This window comes from Parapedobacter defluvii, from assembly GCF_014642075.1.
Taxonomy (GTDB): domain Bacteria; phylum Bacteroidota; class Bacteroidia; order Sphingobacteriales; family Sphingobacteriaceae; genus Parapedobacter; species Parapedobacter defluvii.
Window position 1 is genome coordinate 25961 of sequence record NZ_BMIK01000028.1, and the last position, 23830, is coordinate 49790.

Annotated in this window: 24 protein-coding genes; 13 read left to right on the forward strand and 11 right to left on the reverse strand. The window is 48.4% G+C overall.

Annotated elements, in window-relative coordinates:
• Window position 1 precedes the first annotated feature (1 nt).
• From IEX60_RS22965 to IEX60_RS22985, 5 genes are all read right to left on the reverse strand, one after another.
• Window positions 2-745, reverse strand: a complete 744-nt coding sequence (locus IEX60_RS22965) for an LOG family protein (protein ID WP_188753742.1) — start codon at window positions 743-745, stop codon at window positions 2-4.
• Window positions 746-749: 4 nt separating this feature from the next.
• Window positions 750-1586 carry a restriction endonuclease gene (locus IEX60_RS22970; RefSeq protein WP_188753743.1) on the reverse strand — a complete coding sequence of 279 codons (837 nt, stop codon included), beginning with the start codon at window positions 1584-1586 and terminating at the stop codon, window positions 750-752.
• 75 nt (window positions 1587-1661) lie between these two features.
• Window positions 1662-2366 carry an HAD family hydrolase gene (locus IEX60_RS22975; protein WP_188753744.1) on the reverse strand — a complete coding sequence of 235 codons (705 nt, stop codon included), beginning with the start codon at window positions 2364-2366 and terminating at the stop codon, window positions 1662-1664.
• A 159-nt stretch (window positions 2367-2525) separates the two neighbouring features.
• Window positions 2526-3644, reverse strand: coding sequence for an ABC transporter permease (locus tag IEX60_RS22980; protein WP_188753745.1), 1119 nt, complete (start codon window positions 3642-3644; stop codon window positions 2526-2528).
• Between the two features lie 480 nt (window positions 3645-4124).
• Window positions 4125-5231, reverse strand: coding sequence for an ABC transporter permease (locus IEX60_RS22985; RefSeq protein ID WP_188753746.1), 1107 nt, complete (start codon window positions 5229-5231; stop codon window positions 4125-4127).
• A gap of 106 nt (window positions 5232-5337) precedes the next feature.
• On the opposite strand from IEX60_RS22985, the gene IEX60_RS22990 reads away from it, so the two are divergent.
• Window positions 5338-5700: a four helix bundle protein gene (locus IEX60_RS22990; RefSeq protein WP_188753747.1), complete on the forward strand. Its 363-nt coding sequence runs from the start codon at window positions 5338-5340 to the stop codon at window positions 5698-5700.
• A gap of 161 nt (window positions 5701-5861) precedes the next feature.
• On the opposite strand, the gene IEX60_RS22995 is transcribed toward IEX60_RS22990, so the two are convergent.
• The 6 genes from IEX60_RS22995 to IEX60_RS23020 form a co-directional block, all read right to left on the reverse strand.
• Entirely contained in the window at window positions 5862-6608 is a 747-nt protein-coding gene (locus tag IEX60_RS22995; RefSeq protein WP_188753748.1) for an ABC transporter ATP-binding protein, read from the reverse strand.
• The gene (locus tag IEX60_RS23000) at window positions 6605-7519 is read right to left on the reverse strand and encodes an ABC transporter ATP-binding protein (RefSeq protein WP_188753749.1); all 915 of its coding nucleotides are present in this window, start codon (window positions 7517-7519) and stop codon (window positions 6605-6607) included. The genes IEX60_RS22995 and IEX60_RS23000 overlap by 4 nt, the downstream gene beginning before the upstream one ends.
• A 213-nt stretch (window positions 7520-7732) precedes the next feature.
• Window positions 7733-8623: an HlyD family secretion protein gene (locus IEX60_RS23005; RefSeq protein WP_188753750.1), complete on the reverse strand. Its 891-nt coding sequence runs from the start codon at window positions 8621-8623 to the stop codon at window positions 7733-7735.
• A gap of 20 nt (window positions 8624-8643) precedes the next feature.
• Window positions 8644-9915, reverse strand: a complete 1272-nt coding sequence (locus IEX60_RS23010; RefSeq protein ID WP_188753751.1) for a TolC family protein — start codon at window positions 9913-9915, stop codon at window positions 8644-8646.
• A gap of 50 nt (window positions 9916-9965) precedes the next feature.
• Window positions 9966-10580 carry a TetR/AcrR family transcriptional regulator gene (locus tag IEX60_RS23015; RefSeq protein WP_188753752.1) on the reverse strand — a complete coding sequence of 205 codons (615 nt, stop codon included), beginning with the start codon at window positions 10578-10580 and terminating at the stop codon, window positions 9966-9968.
• A gap of 128 nt (window positions 10581-10708) precedes the next feature.
• Window positions 10709-11272, reverse strand: a complete 564-nt coding sequence (locus IEX60_RS23020; RefSeq protein WP_188753753.1) for a helix-turn-helix domain-containing protein — start codon at window positions 11270-11272, stop codon at window positions 10709-10711.
• Between the two features lie 119 nt (window positions 11273-11391).
• Between IEX60_RS23020 and IEX60_RS23025 the strand changes: the two genes are divergently transcribed.
• The 12 genes from IEX60_RS23025 to IEX60_RS23080 all read left to right on the forward strand — a co-directional run bounded on the left by IEX60_RS23025 (window position 11392) and on the right by IEX60_RS23080 (window position 23656).
• Window positions 11392-11679 carry a YgaP family membrane protein gene (locus tag IEX60_RS23025; RefSeq protein ID WP_188753754.1) on the forward strand — a complete coding sequence of 96 codons (288 nt, stop codon included), beginning with the start codon at window positions 11392-11394 and terminating at the stop codon, window positions 11677-11679.
• Between the two features lie 47 nt (window positions 11680-11726).
• Window positions 11727-13295, forward strand: a complete 1569-nt coding sequence (locus tag IEX60_RS23030; protein ID WP_188753755.1) for an oligosaccharide flippase family protein — start codon at window positions 11727-11729, stop codon at window positions 13293-13295.
• The gene (locus IEX60_RS23035) at window positions 13288-14235 is read left to right on the forward strand and encodes a glycosyltransferase family 2 protein (RefSeq protein WP_188753756.1); all 948 of its coding nucleotides are present in this window, start codon (window positions 13288-13290) and stop codon (window positions 14233-14235) included. Before IEX60_RS23030 ends, IEX60_RS23035 begins: the two co-directional genes overlap by 8 nt.
• 8 nt (window positions 14236-14243) lie before the next feature.
• Window positions 14244-15293, forward strand: coding sequence for a glycosyltransferase family 4 protein (locus tag IEX60_RS23040; RefSeq protein WP_188753757.1), 1050 nt, complete (start codon window positions 14244-14246; stop codon window positions 15291-15293).
• The gene (locus IEX60_RS23045) at window positions 15290-16495 is read left to right on the forward strand and encodes a glycosyltransferase family 4 protein (protein WP_188753758.1); all 1206 of its coding nucleotides are present in this window, start codon (window positions 15290-15292) and stop codon (window positions 16493-16495) included. The genes IEX60_RS23040 and IEX60_RS23045 overlap by 4 nt, the downstream gene beginning before the upstream one ends.
• A complete protein-coding gene (locus IEX60_RS23050; RefSeq protein ID WP_229717744.1) occupies window positions 16482-17672 on the forward strand; it encodes an O-antigen ligase family protein in 1191 nt (396 codons plus the stop codon). The genes IEX60_RS23045 and IEX60_RS23050 overlap by 14 nt, the downstream gene beginning before the upstream one ends.
• Window positions 17669-18670, forward strand: coding sequence for a glycosyltransferase family 4 protein (locus IEX60_RS23055; protein WP_188753759.1), 1002 nt, complete (start codon window positions 17669-17671; stop codon window positions 18668-18670). Before IEX60_RS23050 ends, IEX60_RS23055 begins: the two co-directional genes overlap by 4 nt.
• Complete coding sequence (locus IEX60_RS23060; RefSeq protein WP_188753760.1) at window positions 18667-20223, forward strand: right-handed parallel beta-helix repeat-containing protein; 1557 nt, start codon at window positions 18667-18669, stop codon at window positions 20221-20223. The genes IEX60_RS23055 and IEX60_RS23060 overlap by 4 nt, the downstream gene beginning before the upstream one ends.
• A complete protein-coding gene (locus IEX60_RS23065) occupies window positions 20220-21128 on the forward strand; it encodes a glycosyltransferase family 2 protein (RefSeq protein ID WP_188753761.1) in 909 nt (302 codons plus the stop codon). The genes IEX60_RS23060 and IEX60_RS23065 overlap by 4 nt, the downstream gene beginning before the upstream one ends.
• Before the next feature lie 163 nt (window positions 21129-21291).
• Window positions 21292-22002, forward strand: a complete 711-nt coding sequence (locus IEX60_RS23070) for a sugar transferase (protein ID WP_188753762.1) — start codon at window positions 21292-21294, stop codon at window positions 22000-22002.
• 45 nt (window positions 22003-22047) lie between these two features.
• On the forward strand, window positions 22048-23292 hold the full coding sequence (locus IEX60_RS23075) for an MFS transporter (protein ID WP_188753763.1): 1245 nt from the start codon (window positions 22048-22050) through the stop codon (window positions 23290-23292).
• An 82-nt stretch (window positions 23293-23374) separates the two neighbouring features.
• A complete protein-coding gene (locus tag IEX60_RS23080) occupies window positions 23375-23656 on the forward strand; it encodes a hypothetical protein (RefSeq protein WP_188753764.1) in 282 nt (93 codons plus the stop codon).
• Window positions 23657-23830 lie beyond the last annotated feature (174 nt).

Below are 23830 nucleotides of genomic sequence, written 5' to 3' on the forward strand. Positions count from 1 at the left end.
CTCAGGCCCTTTTCAGTTTTTTCTCACCCAACAGCCATGCGGCTTTCCGTGGCGGCTCCAGTTTGATGCTCGGCGATCCTTCGGCATGCTTGCGGATGTGCTCCACAACCTCGTCCACCGAATCGGTAAAGAGCAGCAGGTCCATGTCTTCCGGGCTGATGGTTTCCTCTTCCATCATCCGCTGTACGTGGGCGATGATCTCTTTGTGAAAGCCTACCCCCATCACCACAATCGGGAACCGCTCAATCTTGCCCGTTTGTATGAGCGTCAGCGTTTCGAAAAATTCATCCAGCGTGCCAAAGCCGCCCGGTAGGACGATAAAAGCGAAGGAGTATTTCCGCAGCAGCTCTTTGCGGACAAAAAAGTATTCCATGGTGACAAACCGGTCGAGGTAAGGGTTGTGTGCCTGCTCGTGGGGTAACACAATGTTACATCCCACGGAAAGCGCCCCGGCTTCTTTGGCCCCCCGGTTGGCCGCTTCCATGATACCCGGTCCGCCGCCCGTCATAATAGCAAACCCCAACTTTCCGATTTCCCGCGATACGCTGCGTGCCAATTCATAATAGGGATGATCTTCTTTGAAACGTGCGGAACCGAATACCGTGACACAGGGGCCGATAAAGTGCATGCCGCGGAAACCTTTGAGAAACTGCATGACCACGCCGCCAACATATTTGAGCTCTTTCCATCGGGTGCGGGCGCCCTCCATGAATTTCTTTTCCTCCTTGATAAACGGATTACTCATGGGGTTAGGACTTTTGATGATTTACCAATTCGATCGCTTCCTGCAGGATCCGCCGCTTTTTACGCGGTGCGCAATGCAGCGTGTCGAGCTGTGTCTCATCCTCGACAATGTCCTTTACCAGGATACAGCCTTGTTTCAGGAGCGTATCTTTTTCGCTTTTCGTAACCGTTGTAAGGCACGTTATGGGGTACAAACCCGCATTGTCAACGCGGCGTTTGATATTGCTGTCTGCCGGATAATCCCAAGACAGGAGGTTTAAACCGTAATATTGGGCAAAATGGATGGAATCAGTGGTCATGTAGGCATTGGTGACCAGCCAGCCCGCGGTAAATTCAGTGGGTTTACCGAAAAAGGAAAACTTGCGCCCTGCGAAATCCTTTACCCTGGAGAGAAAATACATGGGAGTGGTGACCGTGATTTTGGCATCCTCCGTATTCCTGAATTTGCATTCCACAAGCAGCAACTCGTCGTCCTTCTGAGCCACGACATCGACTTCGTGGGTTACGGCGTTGCCTACCAGCAACTGGCCTGTCAGGGTTTGATAGTGCGCGTGGCCAAACAGTTTGGCTACCCACTGTTCGAAAAAATAACCGGCCGGTCCCAAATCCCGCAGGGCACGTTTCAGGCTGTATCGGGCGGCAAAAGAATCAGCTTCTCGTTTTAATAATCGGAAGGCAAGTTTGTAGAGGTCCCGGGTACTGATCCCGTCGTAAACCATGGGTTTCATCGTGTCCCACACCTCGTCGACCACATCCGGTGAGGCGCCCGATTTGGATAAGGAACCTTTCAAACGGTTTACATCAAACTCAACAAGCTCACCGGAGTATTTTTTTACTTGCATACGTTGGGTGTCTTTTGAGGACCCCAATATGCATATTTTTGGGCAGATACCAAGGGAATTTTGAAAAGCCCTGTCCTAATGGGGCTCCAACAAGCCGGGTAATTGGCTGAAGTCGGCAATTTCAGCGTCGGTAATGTCCAACTCATCAATTCCCCATTCTTCCCATCCCATCACATTCAGCCAGATGGTTTGGCATCCTACTGCTTTGGAGGGCAGGATATCCCGGTTGTATGAGTCGCCCACCGCCACACATTCTTCCGCAGCATAACCAAGGCGGCTCACACCCTTTTCGTAGATTTCCGTATTAAAATGCATGTTGGACATGCTGGACTCAACCACATCTGAAAAATATTTCCGGATACCGAATTCTGCAAGCACGGCATTCAGGTTCCCGTAAAAATTGGCTACCAACACCATGGGAAATGTACTGGACAAGCTCTCCAAAATGTTTTGGGTCTTACGGAGGGTCCGGACAGCCAGGTTGTTGCATTCCTGCGCAATGGTGCTGATGGCCGTATAATCCAATTGATAACCCTGATTGGTCAGGTAATGAAACTGCTGGGTAATCTTATGCACCAGTACATCAAGAAAAACGTGACTGGGTTGGATGATGGCTTCCGAGGCCAGCACATTTTCGGAATAGGCATAAGCCCGGTTAAATACCGATTTATCTAAACCGGCAACGTGTTTCTGGAATTTATGCCATAGAATGGCGCCCCAGTGCTGACCATTCGTGTCAATGGTACCTTCGTAATTTAATAAAATCCCTCTTGCTTGCATGATGCCAAATATTTACTGTTGGGTGATAGACTATTTGACTTTTTTAATTAATGAGTCAAAAGTAAGCATAATTTTGTGTCTGTATCGACGTTTCTAAGGTAGACGAGAATAATGACCAACAAATTACAATCTGAAAAAAATAATTATCAATATATTCCCTTAACTCGTTTTTCTGTAATTCCAGATGGCCCAACTGTTTAACACCACCGCAAAAGCCAACAAGGTGCCAAGGTGGGGAAGAATATCAGACCATCCGCTTCCTTTGAGGATGATCATGCGCATTACTTCCACCAAATAACTCACCGGGTTCAGCGCCGCAATCCATTTTGCCCACCCGGGCATGCTGTCTATCGACGTAAACAGACCGCCCATCAGGATAAAAATCGTCATAAAGAAAAACATGACGAACATGGCTTGCTGCTGGGTTTCAGTATACGTAGACACCAGCAGCCCAAACCCCAGTACCGCCAGCAGGTAGATCCAAACAAACCCATACATCGCCAATATATTCCCTTGCGGGAAAATGCCATAGATGATCCAGGAAACCACCAATCCCAATGTGAATACCACGTTTCCGAGTATCCAGAAGGGGATTAATTTCCCAAGAATGAAGTGGTGTTTCCGGATGGGGGTCACGTTGATCTGCTCAATCGTGCCAATTTCTTTTTCTTTTACGATATTCAGTGCCGAAAGGAATCCGCCCACCATGGTCAATAGGATCGCCAGAATACCCGGAACCATGAAAAATTGGTAGTTAAGTTGCGGATTGAACCGGTTTTTCGGGATCACCTCCACAGTGGGCAGTGGCTGCAAACGTGTAGGCGGTATCCATTCCATTCGGATGTCCTGATTGTAATCGCGTAGGATGGACGATAAATACGCGCCACCTAAACCGGCCTTGGTGCCGTTAATGGCATTCACCGCGATAAACAGTTGCTGTTCATTTTCACGGATTAAATTACGTTCGAATCCGCTCGGAATTTCCAGCGCCAAATCAGCCTTGTCTTGTTCAATAAGCCGATAGGCTTCGTGAAGGGAAGCATGGTACCCCTGCAGCCTGAAATAGCCGGAAGCGGTGATTTTCGAAATCAGCTCCCTTGAATAGGGCGAATGATCGTGATCCACCACCGACAGGTTGATGTTTTTAATCTCGAAATCCGCCGCAAGGGGCAAAATGATGAGCTGCATGATTGGCATCACCATGATCAATAACAGAATGGCCCGGTTCCGGAAGATTTGCCGGAATTCTTTTTCAAGTAGAAATCGGATGGTTCTCACTTTTTTTTAATTGAAAATTTTTTTTAGTTGACAATTGATAGTTGATTATCCATTATCCATTGTCCATTATCCATTATCCTTGGAATTAATTGATAGTTGATAATTGATAATTGACAGTTGATAACTATCCACTATCCATTATCCATTATCCTTGGAATTAATTGATAGTTGATAATTGATAATTGACAGTTGATAACTATCCACTATCCACTATCCATTATCCATTATCCATTATCCATTATCCATTGTCCATTATCCTTGGAATTAATTGATAGTTGATAATTGATAATTGACAGTTGATAACTATCCACTATCCACTATCCTTGGAATTAATTGATAGTTGATAATTGATAATTGACAGTTGATAACTATCCACTATCCACTATCCATTATCCATTATCCATTATCCATTATCCACTATCCATTGTCCACTATCCATTATCCATTATCCATTATCCATTGTCCATTGTCCATTATCCACTATTCCAAGCGTATCTTAAAACTCTTTAAACTGACTACAAAGAAGAACAGTGCAATCCCCAATAGGATAAGCGTTTCCTTCCATATACCCGCAAAGCCCACGCCTTTAATCATGATGGATTTCACAATGATATAAAACCATTTTGCCGGAACAACGTTCGAAAAGACCTGCAGTGCCAGGGGCATATTTTCGATGGGAAACATGAAGCCGCTGAACATCATCGTGGGAAGCAGCATACCCATCAGCGAGATAAGCATTGCAACCTGCTGTGATTTTGTTTTGATGGAAATGAAGATTCCCAATGTCAGGCTGGTAACGATAAAAAGTGTGCTTTCAGCAAAAAGGAGTACCCAACTGCCCGCTACGGGCAACTGCAAGACGAATACACTCATCAATACGATCGACAACACGTTGATGAGTGAAAGAATAAGATAAGGAACTGCCTTTGAGAGAATGACCCATATGGGCTTAAACGGAGAGACCAGTAGGATTTCCATGGTACCCGTTTCTTTTTCCCGCACGATGGAGATCGCAGTCATCATCACCGAAACCAGCATGAGTACCAGGGCCATTACCCCCGGTACAAAGTTGGGAGCCCCTTTCAATTGCGGATTATACAACATCCGTATCTGCGGGGTGATGCGATAGGGTAGGGCAGCGGTCTCATTGAGCTCGGTTTGGTAGTCCTGTATGATAGACGATACATAGCTGGTCAGTGTCGTTGCGTAGTTCGGATCGGAAGCATCGGCAATGACCTGGATCGGTGCGTGGTTCTGATGAAAAAGATCGTGTTGGAAGTTGACGGGGAAGATGACCGCCAACCTGATTTGGCCTTCTTTGAATGCGCTCTCCATCCGGTTTCTGTCCATCACCTCCTCGCGGATTTCGAAGTAGTTGCTGGCACCGATGCGTTCTGTAATGGACTTAGAGGCGTCGTCCCTGGCATGGTCAACAATGACAATGTGGGCATTTTTCACTTCGTTGGTGAGCGCAAAGCCGAAAATAAGGATCTGTGCCAGCGGCATACCAAAGAGGATGAGCAGCGTCCTGCGGTCACGCAATACGTGATAGAATTCCTTTTTTACGAATGTGGCAAACTGCTTCATTTAATTGATAATTGACAGTTGATAATTGATAGTTGATAATTGATAGTTCCTTGCATTATTGTACTTTTATAGAGTTTTACCTAAATGTCTGTTTATAAAAACCCAAATGAAGAAAAGTCTTGTCGCTGCAAAATCATATTCGTTTGCTTTAAATATTATTCGTTTGTACACGTTTTTGACCGCGGACCGGAAAGAATTTGTATTGTCAAAACAACTGCTTAGAAGCGGCACTGCTGTGGGCGCGTTGATTCGAGAGGCTGAACACGCCCAAAGTAAAAAGGACTTTCTGAGCAAAATGAATATTGCGTTGAAAGAAGCAAATGAAACCCAATATTGGTTAGAATTATTAAAAGATAGTGCATTCATAGGCGTTGACACCTTTGATGATATTTCCGCGCAATCAATAGAACTCGTAAAACTTTTAACCAGCATTGTTAAAACAACCAAATCAAACCTTGGAATTAATTGATAATTGATAATTGATAATTGATAATTGATAATTGATAATTGATAATTGATAATTGATAATTGATAATTGATAATTGATAATTGATAATTGATANTTGATAATTGATAATTGATAATTGATAATTGATAGTTCACTATCCACTATCCATTATCCACTATCCACTATCCACTATTCTTCGCTCCGCGTGCCAGTTGATAAAATACCCCATCCATAGAGGATTCATTCAGCTGTGTCTTTAATTCGCCGGGAGTTCCCAACGCAGCGATCCGACCGTCAACCATGATGGAAATCCGATTGCAGTATTCGGCTTCATCCATGTAATGGGTAGTGACAAATACCGTAATGCCGTTACTGGCTGCCTCGTAAATCATGGCCCAGAATTGCCTGCGCGTTACCGGGTCTACCCCGCCGGTAGGCTCATCGAGAAACACGATAGTGGGTTCATGCAGGATGGATACGGAAAACGCCAGTTTCTGTTTCCAGCCCAGCGGTAGTTCGCCAACCAGTTTCTTGGCCTCCGGCTGCAGTCCCAACCGCTCAATCAGCGCATCGCTTTTTAATTTGAGCTGCTGGTTGCCGAGGCCATATATTCCCCCGAAAAACCGAATATTTTCCAGTACGGTCAGGTCTTCGTATAACGAAAACTTCTGACTCATGTATCCGATGTTCCGTTTGATCTCTTCGGTCTGACGGTATACATCGAATCCCGCGATGCGGGCAGTTCCCGAGGAGGGGATCGATAGTCCACAGAGCATGCGCATGGCCGTTGTTTTTCCCGCACCGTTTGCGCCGAGAAATCCAAATATCTCTCCTTTGTAGACCTCAAAGCTAATTGCATCCGTGGCGACGAAATTGCCAAAACGTTTGGTTAATTTTTCCGCTTTGATGACCGGTTCGTTTGCGTTCATGTTGTCAGTAACTTAATGAAACAATCTTCAATGGTGGGTGTTATGGGCGTTACTTCAATGCCATCGAGCCCCGCTTGGGTCAGGATCCCCCTCAGCAACTCAGTCGGATTCCGGTCACCCATGCCCTGGCTATCAACGTGGATATATTCACCAAATAAATAATTAATAAAAGGTGGCGTATAGGTGGTCAATACCTGGCTAACACGTGGCATATCCCTGGCTTTGACAGCATACAACTGACCCGGATAAGCGGCTACGATCCCCTGGGGGGTGTCGATCGAAAGAATACGCCCCTGTTGGATTAGTGCGATACGGTCGCACAATGTCGCCTCATCCATGTAAGGAGTGGAAACGACAATGGTGATGCCCTGTTGCTTGAGCCGTTTCAGCATTTCCCAAAATTCTTTGCGCGAAACAGGGTCTACGCCCGTAGTAGGTTCATCCAGGAAAAGCACCGTAGGCTTATGGATCAATGCGCAGCAAAGTGCCAATTTCTGCTTCATACCACCCGATAATTTACCTGCTCTCCGTTTTTTGAAAGGCTCAATCTGCACGTAAATGTCTTCGATTAGGTGGTAATTTTCTTTCACCGTGGTATTGAATACGGTCGCAAAAAAGTGTAGGTTCTCTTCAATGCTGAGGTCGGGGTAGAGCGAAAAGCGCCCCGGCATATACCCCACGCTGCTGCGGATCTGACGGTAATCTGTTACGACGTCGTATCCCGCCACCGTGGCTGTGCCACTATCCGGCAGAAGGAGGGTGGTAAGGATCCGAAAGAGACTGCTCTTGCCCGCCCCGTCGGGACCGATCAGACCAAACAGCTCACCCTTCGCCACGGAAAAGGATACGTTGTTCACCGCTTTCACGACACCCTTGTTATAAGTTTTTGTGATGTTAGTTACAGTTACCATACTTCGCTTTTTATCCATTATCCATTATCCATTATCCACTATCTATTATCCACTATCCATTATCCACTATCCACTATCCACTATCCATTATCCACTATCCACTATCCACTATCCATTATCCATTATCCATTATCAATTATCCACTATCAATTATCCACTATCCACTATCCACTATCCACTATCAATTATCCACTATCCACTATCCATTAACCATTAAAACCTCACTTCCCCATACATGCCTATTTTCAGCAGTCCATCGTTTTTCACACGGATTTTCGTGGCGTATACCAGGTTCTCGCGTTCGTCTTTTGTCTGGATGGTTTTTGGTGTAAATTCGGCCTTGTCGCTGATCCACTCCACCGTACCGGGATATTCCCGGTATCCGCCCTTGGCGTCGTCTACCAATACCGTAACGGATTGATTCAGTTTGAGCTGGTCGAACTGCGGTCCGGTAACGTAGGCTCGCAGTAAGATCGAAGATAAATCTGCGATCTTGTACAGCGGTTTACCTACCGTAACGGTTTCATTGGCTTCCGCATACTTCACCAACACCGTGCCGTTGACGGGGTTTACAATGCGGCTCTTGGCCAGTTCATCTTCCAACTGTGCGATTTGCACTTCCAGCGGAGATGCCTCCTGCGTGAGACTCGATGAGGTGATTCCCAGGGACGACTGTTGTGCAGCTATCTGCTTTTTGATGACTGCCACCTGCGCGTTGGCATCGTCCAGTTGTTTCGGTGTTGCCGCATCGGATCGTACCAGGTTGGTGATGCGTTGCTGCTCGCGGACTGCCTGGCTCAACTGTTCCTGCAGCGCAGCGAGCTGTACGGATACGTTGGGGCGCTTGCTGAGTACAGCTTTGATCTGCGACTGGAGCTGCAGCTTCCGTAGGTAAAGTTGTGTGCTGTCTATATAACCGATGGCTTGACCTGCATGCAATTCTTGGCCCTCTTGAATATCCAGGGCTTTGATGACACCATTGGTTTCGGCCGAAATAAGGGTTTCCACGGCCTCAAAAGTCCCCGATGCATCGTAGGCATTTTCGTGATGGCTGCACGCCGCTAAGAGGAGGGGGATAACTGTCAGGATTTTTAAGCTGTTCATTTTTATGATCTTTTAGTAGGCTAATTTCCGTTTGTGTGTTGGATATCGTATTGAACCATCAGCCATTGCAACTCATGGAGAATTTTGGCCAGTTTGGCATTGTCTTCGGCATTGACCTCACGGAGGTAGTCGGCCGAGTTGATGACCCCGTTTTCCAGCTGGGCAAGGGAAGCTTCTTTCACCGAGCTCCGGAGCGCGATGATGCGATCGTCGGTTTCCAGCAACCGCTGATATTTGGCCGATTCGGTATTTTGTTGTCTCAGCGTCAGTTCGTTGTTGAACAGAAAACTTTCACGTTGCACGTCAACGGCTTTGGTTTTGATGTCCAGCAATGCTTTTTCTTTCTTCAACGTGTAAAAACCGCTGATGGGAATACTTAACCGGATACCTCCATAGTAATACGGATCGAACTCATTGCTCAACATGTTCAGGGCCGGACGGCCTATGCCCCCCTGTATGAAAAAGTTCAACTTGGGAAGATTTTTGGCAGTCAGCAGTTTACGGTCCACATCGATGCTGTTTTGTTGCAACGCATACCAATCCAGTTCGGGACGGTTGTTTTCAGAAGAAGAGGAAGGAGCCTGAGGTCTCTCCAATCGAACATTCGCATCCAAGGGTCTGTTAATAAACTGGCTGAGCATGTGTAAATATGCGCTGCGTGTAGCCTGTAGTTCTACGGTGCGTTGTTCCGATTTCAGTAATTCGGCCTCAAGCAAGCTGGCGTTGCTTTTCAGCGCCGTTCCATTGGTAATTGCTGCGTTGGTTTTATCCAGACCTGCTTGAATATCTTTTTTTGCCAACTCGTTTTGGCCCAACTGCCCATCCAGCAGTAGAATCCCAAAGAAAAGTTGGTTCACCCGCTCCCTGATTTTGTATAGTTCTACCTCCAGCGCTTGGGCTTCTACCTGTGCGTTCGCCTCGATAGCTTGTTTCTGAAGTTTGATGGAACCGCCGTCAAAAAGAGACTGATTTATTTCACCGTACAATTTATATTGATCTTTATCGAGGGTAGGTATGTCGATTCCGGGAACCTGAATGGGAATCTTCGTCACCTCAGATTGATACGTGGCCTGGCCGCTTATGTTAATCTGCGGTAGGTAGCCCTTGTTGGCCTGTTCAATCGCATACTGGGTACTTCGTGCGATGAGGTTGCGCTGTTTGATCAATGGATAATTTTCTTCGGCCAACGTCTGACTTTCCGCCAGGGTAAGCGTCGCATCTGGTAGCTGGGCTGTTGTGATGAGTGGGACCGAAATCCAAACACATATCGCCAATAGACGGGAATTAATCATTTTATTTATTGATTTGAATTAATCATTTGATTAATGTATGAATAAAAAAATTAGTTGGCTTCCAACATAGCCAGGAACCATGTTTTGATCCATGTTTTCCGTTCTTTCATCAGCGTAACGGCACGCTCCGGTTTAATCCCTGTGATCAATTGAAGGAGCGGCTTGCCGATAAAAGGAAAAATAATGAGACCGAGCATATTCAAAATGAAATGCAAAGGGTCGATGTCAGGACGTCTCTCTGCTAATTGCTTGAAAAATGCCGAATCGACAATTTTTGTTTTCGTCCGGACAAGGTTTGCAAACTTGTCTGGGTTATTTCGGATCTCGCCCAGTACAAACAAGGGAATATCCGGATTTGCAACCAGCGTATCAATATAATGCTCGGCTATCTGTTCCACTTTTTGTTCGATGGAGGTACGCTCATCCATAATAGTGGGCCCTATCTTGCCCAATAGAATCTGCATTTTTTCCAGAATGACGATTTCAAACAGCTTCTCCTTGCTACGGAAGTAATAGTTGAGCAGTGCAAGGTTGATGCCCGCTTCCTCCGCAATATCCCGTGTGCGTGTGGCAGCATAGCCCTTTTGCGTAAATACTTTGCGGGCTGCGTCCTTGATTTTTTCTTCCGTACTTAAATCAGCCTTTTTTGCTGTTTGTTTTGCCATGTCTCCCTATTGTTGGGGGCAAAGCTAAAGACGATTTTTGGTTTAACCAAATTTTTTAATCATTTGATTAAAATTTTATGGTTGAGATACCTTGGCAACTAATTCGAGCGCATGACCTGCCCAATCTTCTACGTTGAGAGCTGATCAATCGGTTTCCGTAAGTTAATACCCAACCGTTTGAATTGCGAAGGCGTTAAGCCGGTCACCTTTTTGAATTGTGCAGATAGATAAGCCACACTGCTATAACCCAGCTTATACGCAATTTCGCTTAGCGTCAGTTCGTTATAAGAAAGCAGCTCTTTTACTTTCTCCATCCGTTGCAGGATCACGTATTGTTCAATGGTAATTCCCTCTTTCTCCGAAAAAAGTTTGCTCAACTGGGAGTACTCCTTGTTCAAAGCGGTTTGTAGTACTTCGGTAAATACAAAGTGATTGTCTTCCTGTTGGTGTACATGTTCGATGACGATGGATTTAATTCTTTCAACCAGCTGTTGTTGCTGATCATCCAACAGCTCAAAACCGATGTCGCTTAATTTCTGCTGCAGATGCTGTTGTTGTTCCTGTGTCAAGGGTGCAGCAAGGATGACTTCGCCAAGCCTGACATCCAGAGGAACAATGTCCATGGAGGCAAATACCTGCGATACCGCCTGTATGCAACGCGGGCAGACCATGTTTTTGATGGCGATCTTCATATAACAAAAGTAACGAAACTGGGTGACACGTGAAATGACAACTTTTCCAAAAACCAAATGTTTATTGAATTGTTTATAAAGCAGCGAATGCAAAGGAATTGATTACGAAGTTAAACGATATGAACACCAAGACCAAAGAAATACTGGACGATGTAAAAGAGCGCCTTCGGGAAGCCAACGATCACCGTAACATTGCTAATTCAGAGCGGATATTGTCGGTAGCGGCCGGTGCCTTTGTGCTTTACACCGGAATTACCCGGATGTTTAAGACACCGCTGACTTCCCTCGCTGAGGTTACGCTGGGCAGTGCGCTGATTTTGCGGGGTGCAACCGGCTATTGTCCGGTGAAAGATTCGGTATGCCCGGGCCACGATGTCACGATTGTGGAACGGATTGTTGAGGAGTAGGGATAGTTTTGGCCAATCGGCATTTTTGCCGATATTGGTGGCTGAATATGGATCCCAACACCATCGTATCATCCGAAACAGGCACGCCTAATCGTGTCAAGCACATTTTTTCCGGTTCTGCATGGGGTATCCTGGCCAAGGTGCTCGATGCCCTTGCCAAGTTCGTTACCATCCCGATGCTGGTGGGCTTCTATGGCAAAGCCGACTATGGTTTGATTGCACTGGCGTTTTCACTCAACGCTTACTTACGGCTGATGGATTTGGGATTTAATGTGGGTGCCGTGCGGTATTTCTCCATGTGGACGGCTGCATCCGAATGGGATAAAATCGGAAAAGTATCCCGGTCAAGTATGGTCTTCTATGGGGTAGTCGGATTGCTCAATGCGATCATCTTCCTTTTCATGTCTGCATACGGCCCCCAATTGTTCAACCTAACCGCCGCCCAGGAGCCGCTTTACCGGCAAATCATGTACATTCTTGCTTTTTCAACCGTGCTCAACTGGCTGTCCAGTGTGGTCATCCAACTGCTGAGTGCCAAGGATGAATTGGGATATGTAAACCGGGTAACGGTACTGAGCAGTATACTGAATTTCGTCGTCGCGTTGTTGGCTATTCAGCTCAGATGGCCGCTGATTCCCTATTTTATCGCTTATACACTGACCACGCTCATCCCCCTTCCGTTTTACATCGCACGGCTGCGGGTGTTTCCCCTATCCCGGACTGCCTTACTGTTGCCCCGGTGGGATGGAAGTGCTTTCCGTGAAATATTGAATTACAGTTTGGCCATATTCTTAATGGGATTGTTCCAGCTGACGGCAAACAACCTGCGGCCGCTGTTGCTGGGCAAATTTGCCGATGGCATGGAGGTGCTTACCGATTACCGGGTTATTCAGACCATCGCCATGCTCATCGTAGCCTTCGGGGGCGTATTTATGCAGGTTCTGCTGCCTTCTTCGGCAAAGGCCTATGCCGAAGGAAACCAGCAACGGATCGAGCGGATGATATTTGAAGCAACGAAATACATTTCCATCTTCTTGGTGTTTATTGTGTTCGTGCTGATCCTGAATGCCGACGAGATCCTTCGCCTGTACATGGGAGCCGGATACAGCAAGCTATCGTTGTGGTTGTCGCTTTGGTTACTCACGGTGTTGCTTTCCATGCACAATACACCGGTGGCAAGCTTGGTGCTTTCTACCGGAAAAACCAGGTTTCTCGTATACTCATCGGCCATCGCATGTGTGGTTTCACTGCCCATTACAATCGTCTTTGCTCCCAGTTTGCAGGTGGGAGCAGCCGTAGTGGGTTATTTAGTGTATATAGTACTTCAGATCGGTTTTTTTTACATTTATTACATACCAAAGGTGCTGAAACTGGATGGGTTCCGGTTGTTTACGCGGGCTTTCCTGCCGGCAGCGTTTGGTGGGGTGTTGACGCTGTTCATTAGCCGGTATGTCCTGCATTTACTTCCGGTTGCCGGTGGATATGGCATGGTTATCGCCGGATCGGCTATATTTGGAATCCTATACATGTTATATCTGTTGATCTTTGTGGTGAGGCCGGTTGATATCCGTTACCTAACCGATACACTCATGGGGAAAGGAAGGGGCAATGCTTAAATTTTCGGTCTGTATCCCGGCATACAAAAGCCGTTTCCTGGCTGAGTGCATCCAGAGCATCCTTGCGCAGTCGTTTGGCGATTTTGAACTGATTGTGTTGAATGACTGTTCACCGGAACCGGTGAAACAGATTGTCATGGGGTTTGACGATGCCCGCATCCGGTATTATGAAAACGAACATAACGTCGGCGCGATCCGGCTTACCGACAATTGGAATAAATGCCTTGCACTGGCGCAAGGGGAATACGTGGTTATCATGGGCGACGATGACCGCTTGGAGCCGGATTACCTGGAGGAGTTTACGCGATTGATGCACGACTATCCGGATTTGGAGGTGTACCATTGCCGGAGTGTGGTGATTGACGACCGGGGCCGGCCCCTTCGACTGACGCCCGCCTGTCCATCCTACGAACGGGTATGCGATCACATCTGGCATCGCCTGAACCAATGGCGTTCCCAGTACATATCCGATTTTGTATACCGTACGGCTACCTTGCGTAGCCGGGGGGGATTTTACCCGCTGCCCCTCGCCTGGGGGTCGGACGATGTTACGGCTTACCTCGCCGGTGCTGAAAAAGGCATCGCCCATACCGCCAAGCCTGTATTCAACTACCGGAGCAACGACCTTTCCATCACGTCTTCCGGCAACGATTTGGAAAAAATGAAAGCCAATATGCAATATGCGCAATGGCTGCACGATTTTTTGGAAAATCACGTGCCCGATAAAACGGACAAGGTGGTTTACGACACGTTATTGGGACAACAGGAACAACTGATGCTACGGCGGAAACGGTATACCATGGCATTGTCCATGCGTTCGGATCGGATCGCCAAATTTTGGATGTGGTATAACCACCGCAGAGAGTTTGGGCTTCGCCTCGTGGATATCGTGGCATCCGCCGTTAAATCGAGGGGATTACGAAGAAATTTGTTGAATTAGCAGACCCCATGGACATCATTTTCAATCCGCCTGTCAACGAGGAAAATCAATACATTCAGTTGTTGGTTGGGGAGCTTCGCGCGAGGGGATACCGCATCCATCCGTTGGATACGATTTTTTCGAGCCGGAAGCATTTTAAGTCCATTAACGTAGTTCACCTCAATTGGTTTGAAAATGTCGACGACAGCAGTTTTTTTGTGGCGTTACGGAGCTTTATGCGCAAGCTGTTGGTATTGAGTGTAATTCATTGGAGTGGAAAGCGCTTGGTTTGGACTTTACACAATCGGGTGTCTCACGAAAAGGGATTGGCTTTTTTCAGCCGGACGCTCACCCGGCTGTTGGTGCGCTGGTCGCATCGCATTGTCATCCACAGCCGGCAGTCCGAAGAAATCCTTGCGGCCTATGGTGCGGAGACATTGAAGAAAGCGGTGTATGTTCCACATCCCCACTTTATCGGCGTGTATGGGGACGTGTGTCCAGCGCTCCCGCACGGCAACGAAAGACTGGAACTGCTCTTCACTGGAATGGTGAAACCGTATAAAAACCTGGAGCTTCTCGTCGATGTGGTCAGCACATTCGGTGACCGCGTGCGGCTGACGATTGCCGGGAAAGCGTTGGACGATGCCTATCAAAAAGAAATCTCCGACCGTGCTCAACGTGCGCGTAATGTAGTCTGGTTGCCTTATTTCGTTCCCGATGGGGAAGTGGCCGCATTGCTTGCCGGGGCCGATGTGATCGTTTTACCGTACGACCTGTCGAGCAGCCTCAATTCAGGAACCGCTATTCTCGCTTTTTCCTATAAAAAAACGGTAATTTGCCCTGAAATCGGTACAATTTCAGATTTGGGGTCGCATAGGGACGATACGTTTCATTACCGGTATCACACCGATGAACAGCACCGCGCTGCGTTGGCCGCACAAATTGAACGGGCGGTGGCGTTGAAGCAACGTGACCCCATTGCCCTGGGAACGAAGGGACACCGGCTATACGCATACGTGTCAGATCAACACAATGTACAAAAGGCCGGGGCAATTTTGGATAAGGTATATCAGCTATGAAGATTTTGTATATCAACGCATTGTATGATCCCTATATAGCAGGTGGTGCCGAGATTTCGCTAAAACTCATCGTAGAAGGTATGCAGGCCAGGGGCCACGAAGTTGTCGTACTGAGTATGGCACCCGAACCCGGCATGCGCGTCGATTGGGTGAATGGTGTAAAAGTGTACCGGGCCGGCCTCCGCAATGGGTACTGGCCATTTACCAACGACCGGCCGCTAAAGCTCCGCAGACTCTTATGGCACTTGCGTGATGCCTATAATTCCGCCATGGGCAGGTATGTGCGGGAAGTGCTCCAACAGGAAAAACCCTCCGTCGTATCGTGCCATAACCTCGTGGGATGGTCCATCGCTGCATGGGATGAAATCCATCGTGCCCGCATTCCGGTTGTGCAGGTATTGCACGACATGTACCTGTTAAGCCCGGATAGTACCTTATTCAACGAGGGGGGGAGGAGTCTGTTTCAGGAGTTGATGAGGCGGTTGCTGCGCCGGAGGCATATCCGCAAATCCCACACCGTGGGGGCGGTGGTGGGTATTAGCCGCAGCGTGCTGGAACGGTTTACCGTACAAGGCTATTTCAGGGATGTTCCCCAATATGTGGTACACAATGCGCGTGTTATCCCCGATGTGGGCAAACCGCATCTGCGGGAAGAAGGGCAGTCGCTGAAAGTGGGGTATATCGGCACGTTATCGGTTGCCAAGGGAGTAGCATGGCTCATTCGTCAATTTAAGGCATCAGGCATCGAAGGCGACCTGCGCATCGCCGGCGGTGGAAAGGAAGAAGATTTGGCCTATTTCCGGCAATTGGCCGGTGACGATAAACGCATCTGCTTCGTTGGCTATGTAAATTCAGGTGATTTCTATGCAACGATTGACGTGCTGGTCGTTCCCTCTATCTGGGAGGAACCGTTGGGGATGGTGGCCGTGGAGGGTTTGGCAAATAATTTGCCGGTTATTGCCAGCAACCGGGGCGGGCTGCGGGAAACCGTTGCCGAAGGGATTAACGGAATGCTTTGCGATCCGGACCGGCCTGATTCCCTTGGGGAGGTACTCGTTACGCTTTGGCGCGATGTGACACGTTATAACAGGCTGGCAGCAGGGGCGAGGTCCTCGGTGAGCGAATACCTCAGTGTGGAACGTATGGTAACGGAATATGAACATGTGCTACAAACCTTAACAACCGATCATGCGGATGCTTAACGCGGTAGCGGGTTATAAAACTACGTTTTGCGAGGTGTTATTTTGCCTTGCGTTGCTGGCAGTTTTCCTGCCTGTCAAGATCTATCCGTTTGTGTTTCTGCTGGCGTCTTTGGCTTACTTTTGGGATACCCCGGTTTTGCTCCGGCACTATTGGGTAGGATTTTTGGGTATATTTATAGGTTATGCATCGCTAACCTTCCTGATTCACCTGCCGGGTGACAAACGGGAGGTGACCAATTTCCTGAAATTGCCGATTAATTTTTGCTACTTGTATTTCGCAGTGGGATGGCTGGCCCAACGGGATAACACCCGGCTATTGCGATGGGTGGATAGTACATTGCACGTTGCGCTGGGGCTTACGTTATTGCAGTTGCTATTGTACCACCAGGCTGCTGGATTCCGATGGCTGGGAGGTGCGCCGAGTTCGGCACACGGCAGCGCGTTGTACCATCCTTCTCATTACTTCTGGGGGTTAGACGATAAAAATATGTTTGGTGCACGTATCGCATTGCTAGGGTTTGTCTATGTACTGCTGCCCATCGTACGTAGGCAAGCCCTGGTGTGGTGGCGGATCCTTTTGGTGGGGGTGTTGGCTTGGTTGTCGCTATCGCGTACCCCGATGGTGGCCCTGTTTCTCGGCGTTTTCTGCCTGCTTTGGGCGGGCACAACTTTCCGCTGGCGGGTGGTATTGGGTATAGGGGTGTTGCTGGCTATTCCGTTTTTGGCCGAAAAGGTGATCCGGATAGACAGTATCCTGGCGTCCAACGATGGAATGGGAGTCCGGCTGGTGTATTGGAAGGCGTTCTTTCAGCATTTCACGGCCATTTCTCCATTGGGCAACGGGTTCATGAGCGGAGGCGATTTCCTCCGTCGCTATGCGGATTTTTACCACGGCGAACCGCACATCCATAATACGTTTTTTACCTGTTACCTTGAGTTTGGTATCGTTGGATTGACGTCTTACGTATTATTTCTGTTTTATTTCTACCGGTTCTGTATGGAGAAGCAGAAAAACCGCCCCTTTTTGTGGGTGGCCTTCCTGCCGTTGCTGGCCATTCTATTGATTTTATACTCAGGTTACGACAACGATGTTATTTTATACTTGGTGTTGGTATTTTTGCTGGGTAGCAGCTACCGGGTAGGCACGGAACGTCTGCGGTGGAGGGTTGGGGCATGAGCTTACGTGTATTGATTGACGGCAGATGGGCGGGCGATACCGGTATTGGCAAACTGTACCGTGAGGTGATGGAGCGGATACCTGCCGGTATCTCACCGGCTTTTATACAAAGCAACATGGGGCTTGGCAACCTGCTGACGCCGTGGATGCTAGCCCGTGAGATCCGGAGCAGCGACGCCGAGGTATTTTACAGTCCCTCGTTTATGCCGCCGCTGCGCAGCCGCATCCCGTTTGTGTTCACGATCCACGATTTGATGCACCTGTTTTATTATACACCCTGGCATCGTCTGTATTACCAGCAGGTGATTGCCCGCTTGGCGGCGAAGGCGCAGCAGATCATTACTGTGTCGCATTTCAGCAAAAAGCAATTGGTTGAACTGCTCGGAATCGACGAACGGCTGGTTACGGTCGTTTATAACGGAGTGGATGAAATATACCGGCGGAATACCGAGGCCTTTCGGTCGGAAGCACCTTATTTTCTGTATGTGGGCAACCGGCGCAAGAACAAAAACATTCCGGCCATGCTTACCGCCTTCGCGCACGCAGCCATCCCAATGGATTTTATGTTTTTCCTTTCGGGGCACGGTGACGAAACGTTGTGTACACGGATCGCACAACTGGGCATCGAAAAACGGGTCCGCTTTTTGGGGCGGATCCCTGAAGCGGAGTTGCCGAAGCTTTATAAGGGTGCATATGCTACCCTCTTTGTGTCGCTGATGGAAGGCTTTGGCTTGCCGGTCATCGAATCCATGGCCTCCGGTACGCCGGTGCTGACATCGACCGCCGGCCCACTGCCGGAGGTAGCAGGTGATGCCGCGCTATGTGTGGATCCGCATAGCGTGGAGGCGATCCAAGCAGGCATCGAAGCGTTGGTAAACGACAGCGACGGCTACCGTGATTTTCAGCAGAAAGGAACGCAGCGGTCTGCACAATTTACGTGGGACCGCACCGCGGCGGATACATGGAACGTGATCATGGATAAACACCTGAAGCAATGAAGTGGACTGATTTATGTGGAATTACGTGTATAGTAACAGGCTTGATGGTCCTTGCCTGTAATGGGGGCGGAGCAGATCGGCAAGCCGAAAACGAGGTTGCGGATGCGGGACGGCGCATCAATGTGAAGGATTACGGTGCTTTAGGGGACGGAAAGACCGACGATAGCCGTTTCATACAGGCGGCGCTGGACAGTGCATCGGTAGGGGATACGGTATACCTGCCCAAAGGAACCTACCTGGTGCGCACCATTCGTTTGGTACCCAATGTTCATTTGGTATCCGATGGCTTGCTAAAGCAGCCCAAGGAACTGTCGGCGCACTTCGCCATCGAAAAACAACATTCGGATGCCCCTCTTTTCCGCGCGCACCGGATATCCAACGTATACCTTTCCTTCCGGGCGGAAACGGCCAACGAAGCCATCTATGCATCGCAATGCAGCAACATCACCATCGCCGACAGCCACCTGACGGGCGACTCCCTGAATAACCGTTCGTTTCCGGCTGTATTGTGGTATAGCTGTACAGCTTCCCGGGTGACGGGTTCCACCATCACCCGGTATGGGAGTGCCCGGGAATCCCCGAAAACGTACCATCCGGGTACAGCGGTACGGGTGTTGTCGGGTCAGGGCATCACCATTTCCGGCAACCGGATTCATCACAACGGTGAAAACGGGATTTTTATTCACGATAGTGGAGATGTGGAAATCGACGGAAATTCCATCCACCACAACGGGATGAGTGGCATTCAGATAGCCTTTAATACCGCCGAGCGGGTAACGAATTACCGGATCACCAACAATAGGCTGGAACACAATGCTGCCGATGCGTTGGACATCAATAACCGGGCGCATGGGCGGGTAGTGGCCATTCATGCACTCGTAGCGGGTAACTACAGCAACGGTAACGGTTTCGTGAAGGGGGAATCTACCCCGGATGGTTCCGGCATCGGTACACTGATCGGTATCTCGGGCGTGACGCTCAGTGGAAATCGGGCCTTTGGCAATAACCGGCCTGCACTGTATATCGAAGGTTGCGGGGAGATTACGGCCAACCGGAATGTCACCGATGGTGCGTTTGAATTGGTTGGGCAGTGGGAACGCATACGGATGGAGGGAAACTCCTTTCAGACTTTGCGGCTATTGGCCAACGCCAACGGGCAGTTGCTGGATATCAGGCACAGCCGGATTGGCAGTATCATGCTGCCCAACGCGATTCGTATCGACTCGTTGGATCTCATAGAAAATGAGATCAACAGTGGCCCCGTCAACGTCAATATGGAAGGACATCTGAAGTTTGAGGGCAACCGCCTGCGAAGCGGACACGAAGCTGGGGCCTTGCTATTGGTGAAGACGAAGAGCGCTTCGCTGCTCGGAAACCATATCCTCAACGCAAAAAATGCCGCGATTACGGTGAGGAAAACGGCCCTCAATGTACGTATAGATAGTAATTTTGTAACATCCGGCGGTACCTGGATCCATGATTTCCAGCCACCGAATATCAAAATAAATAATAACCGGGTGCAGGAGCACGCAAAAATGGACGGGCAGCAATGAAGGTAAACCTTTATATACCCACATTGAATGGAGGCCGTCGCTTTGCGGAGTTACTGCAAGCGTTGGCCCACCAAACCGTTCCCATAGCACAACGTATCGTAGTCGATTCCGGTTCCACGGACGGCACGGTGGAAGCAGCGCGGACCCACGGATTTGAGGTGATGGGGCTGGGCGGTACCGGATTTGACCATGGGGGTACCCGACAATTGGCCGTCGATACCCATCCAGCGGCAGACATCTATATTTTTCTTACCCAGGACGCCATTCCGGCCGATGAATCGGCGCTTGCAAACATCGTCCGGGCATTTGACGATCCGCAAATTGGGATGGCCTATGGCCGGCAGCTTCCCCACAAAGGAGCCACGGTTATGGAGGCACATGCACGGCTGTTCAATTATCCTCCGCAAAGTCAGGTTCGAAGCCTGGCAGACGCAGCTACCTATGGCATTAAGACGATTTCCTGCTCCAATTCATTTGCCGCCTATCGCCGGAGTGCTTTGGCGTCTGTGGGAGGCTTTCCGCGGGGCACCATCATGGGCGAGGATGTCATTGTTGCCGGTAAGCTGTTGCTGGATGGATGGAAAATGGCCTATGTGGGCGATGCCTGCGTTTACCATTCGCATGCCTACAGTATTCGTGAAGAATTTGAACGTTATTTTGACATTGGCGTATTTCATAGCGATAACCGATGGATTTTTGATTCGTTCGGCAAGGCCGACAGTGAAGGGTTTCGGTATGCCAAGTCGGAGATCCGGTTTGTAGCCCGCCGTAAACCCTGGGTGCTTCCCAAAGTCTGCTGTTCGTTTGTAGCCAAATGGTTGGGATATAAACTGGGGTTGTCCTACCGGTCGCTGCCGATCCGGCTGCGTAAAGCCTTTTCGATGTATAAGCCATACTGGGGGTGATATCACCCGGCCGAAACCCTAATCTGTGGATTTTTTCCCCACTTCTCAGGTAGTCTTTTTGCCCCTTATTTCCCTAAAATCGCTGTAGGACGCATAATGACCGCTTTTTTCTAATATGGCACTTAATTGGTATTTACATCCGTGTTGATTAAGTGTGAATATCATGATAAGAGAAACTCAAATACAGCAGGTTGCTTATAACGTTGATAACAGTTTATACGAATTAATTACCTATCAACCGCCTTTTCGTATCGATCTGCAAGCGGTAAAACGGAAATTGCTGGTTTATCAGGAAACGATTTTCCTCAAGCGTGTGTTCGATATCGTATTTTCGGCATTGGTGATCGTTGCCGGTCTGCCCGTTTATGCATTGTTAGCGCTGATTACCAAAATCACGTCACCCGGCCCCGTGTTCTACCGGCAGGAACGCATCGGTAAAGACCAAAAGCCGTTTTACATCTATAAATTCCGCAGCATGCGTGTGGATGCCGAACAGGCCGGTCCGCAATTGGCATCGGATGACGATCCCCGCATTACCAAATGGGGGAAATTCATGCGTAAGACACACCTTGACGAACTGCCCCAGTTCTGGAATGTTTTAAAAGGCGATATGGCCATTGTGGGACCCCGGCCGGAGCGTAGGCATTTTATCGATGAGATTAAGGAGCGCAAACCCGAGTATATGCAGCTTTTCCGCCTGAAGCCCGGTATTACATCCATTGGACAGGTATATTATGGATACGCCGAAAATGTCAATCAGATGTGCGAACGGGTGAACTACGATCTGGATTATCTGTCGACCATGAGCTTAAAGACCGATTTAGATATTATCTTGCAGACTGTTAAGGTGATGGCCCAAGGCAAGGGAAAATAGTAAAAAGCGGTTGTAACAATCGGCTGGCATTGGCGTCTTCAAGAAATGAGTCGAACAGCCGTGAGCGCAACACCTTTCAGCCGCTATCAGGTTTTGGTAGTGGTTATTTTAGCCCTTACCCAATTTACCGTCATCCTTGATTTTATGATTATGTCTCCTTTGGGAGACATTTTGATGAAGTCGATGCGATTAACCCCTTCGGAATTTGGTTTAGCAGTATCCGCCTATGCATTTAGCGCCGGTCTATCGGGTTTCCTTACTGCCGGTTTCTCGGATAAATTTGACCGAAAGAAGCTATTGTTATTTTTCTACATAGGTTTCATTGTCGGTACGATATTATGTGGCATTGCCCACACCTACCTCTTTTTGGTAGCGGCGCGTATCATCACCGGATTGTTTGGTGGGGTTATCGGCTCCATATCCATGGCCATCGTGGCCGATCTATTCGAATTGCAGCAACGCGGCCGTGTAATGAGCTTTGTACAAATGGCGTTCGGTGCCAGTCAGGTGCTGGGTATTCCCATAGGCCTGTATATAGCTAACGGATGGGGTTGGGAAGCCCCATTTTTAATGGTGGCGGTGCTCAGTATACTCATTACCGGAGTAATTACATTTTACCTGAAACCGGTCAACGCACATTTGGGAGTTAAGAACGAAAAATCGGCATTTGGCCATCTGTTGCATACCCTGGGCCAGCGTCACTACCGCATCGGGTTTGCCGCTACGGCTTTGCTTTCCGTAGGTGGATTTATGATGATGCCTTTTGGCAGTGCATTTGCCATCAATAACCTGCACATCACCGAATACCAGCTACCCATTTTATTTATGGTTTCGGGATTGAGTACCCTGGTCATCATGCCTTTTATCGGTCGGTTCAGTGATCGCATGGACAAGTATAAATTATTCGTCATTGCCTCACTTTGGCTGATGGTGATGTGTATTTGGTATACGAACCTTTCCATTACTCCGTTGTGGGCAGCCATTGCACTCAATGTCCTGCTTATGGCAGGAGTGACCAGCCGTATGGTACCTTCTTCCGCACTCGTGAGTGCTGTGCCCGAGTTGAAAGACCGGGGTGCATTTATGAGCATCAATGCCTCTTTGCAGCAGTTGGCCGGGGGAATAGCAGCGGCACTGGCTGGTAAAATCGTGGTTCAGCAAACCAATTTCAGTCCGCTTGAACATTACGATGTAATTGGATATGTGGTCGTAGCCATCTCGGTGGTTGGCCTGCTGATGATGTATCGGGTAGATCGGCTGGTGAAAGCGCGGATAGCAGCGAAGTTATAAAAAATTCTATTCCAACACTTTTGCATAAGCCCAAAAGTGAGCATTGGGAATGATATTGACGTGCAAATCATAAAGAGATGGATTGGAAAGTATTGTACACGGAAGCCCGGTACCAAAGGCGGTAGCCCGGGCATTGGAGATATTTCACGCTGAACAAAGTACCCCCGAAGTAGACGAATTGGCGTTGCTGCTGGTATTGGTGAAGGATTATGAAGACAAGCATGTGCACCTACCAAACGTAGACCCCATTGAGGCTGTCAAACTAAAATGGCAGAACGAGGGATGCAGGCCAAAGATCTGGAGCCAAGCATATAACTCAACTGCGGGTAGTGCGGATTCTTACCGCGTTGAATTTAATTTTTGAATACTTCGATATACATCGCTAGCGGAGGTTGTGCTAAGATACTGAATTTCCAAATAATATTCAATAACCAACACATGATTGAGACACCATCTGTAAGCGGTAATTAAGAGTGCAGAGTTTTTGGCAATTAGGAATACACAGTTTTCGGCAACAATGAATGCAGAACAATGGCAA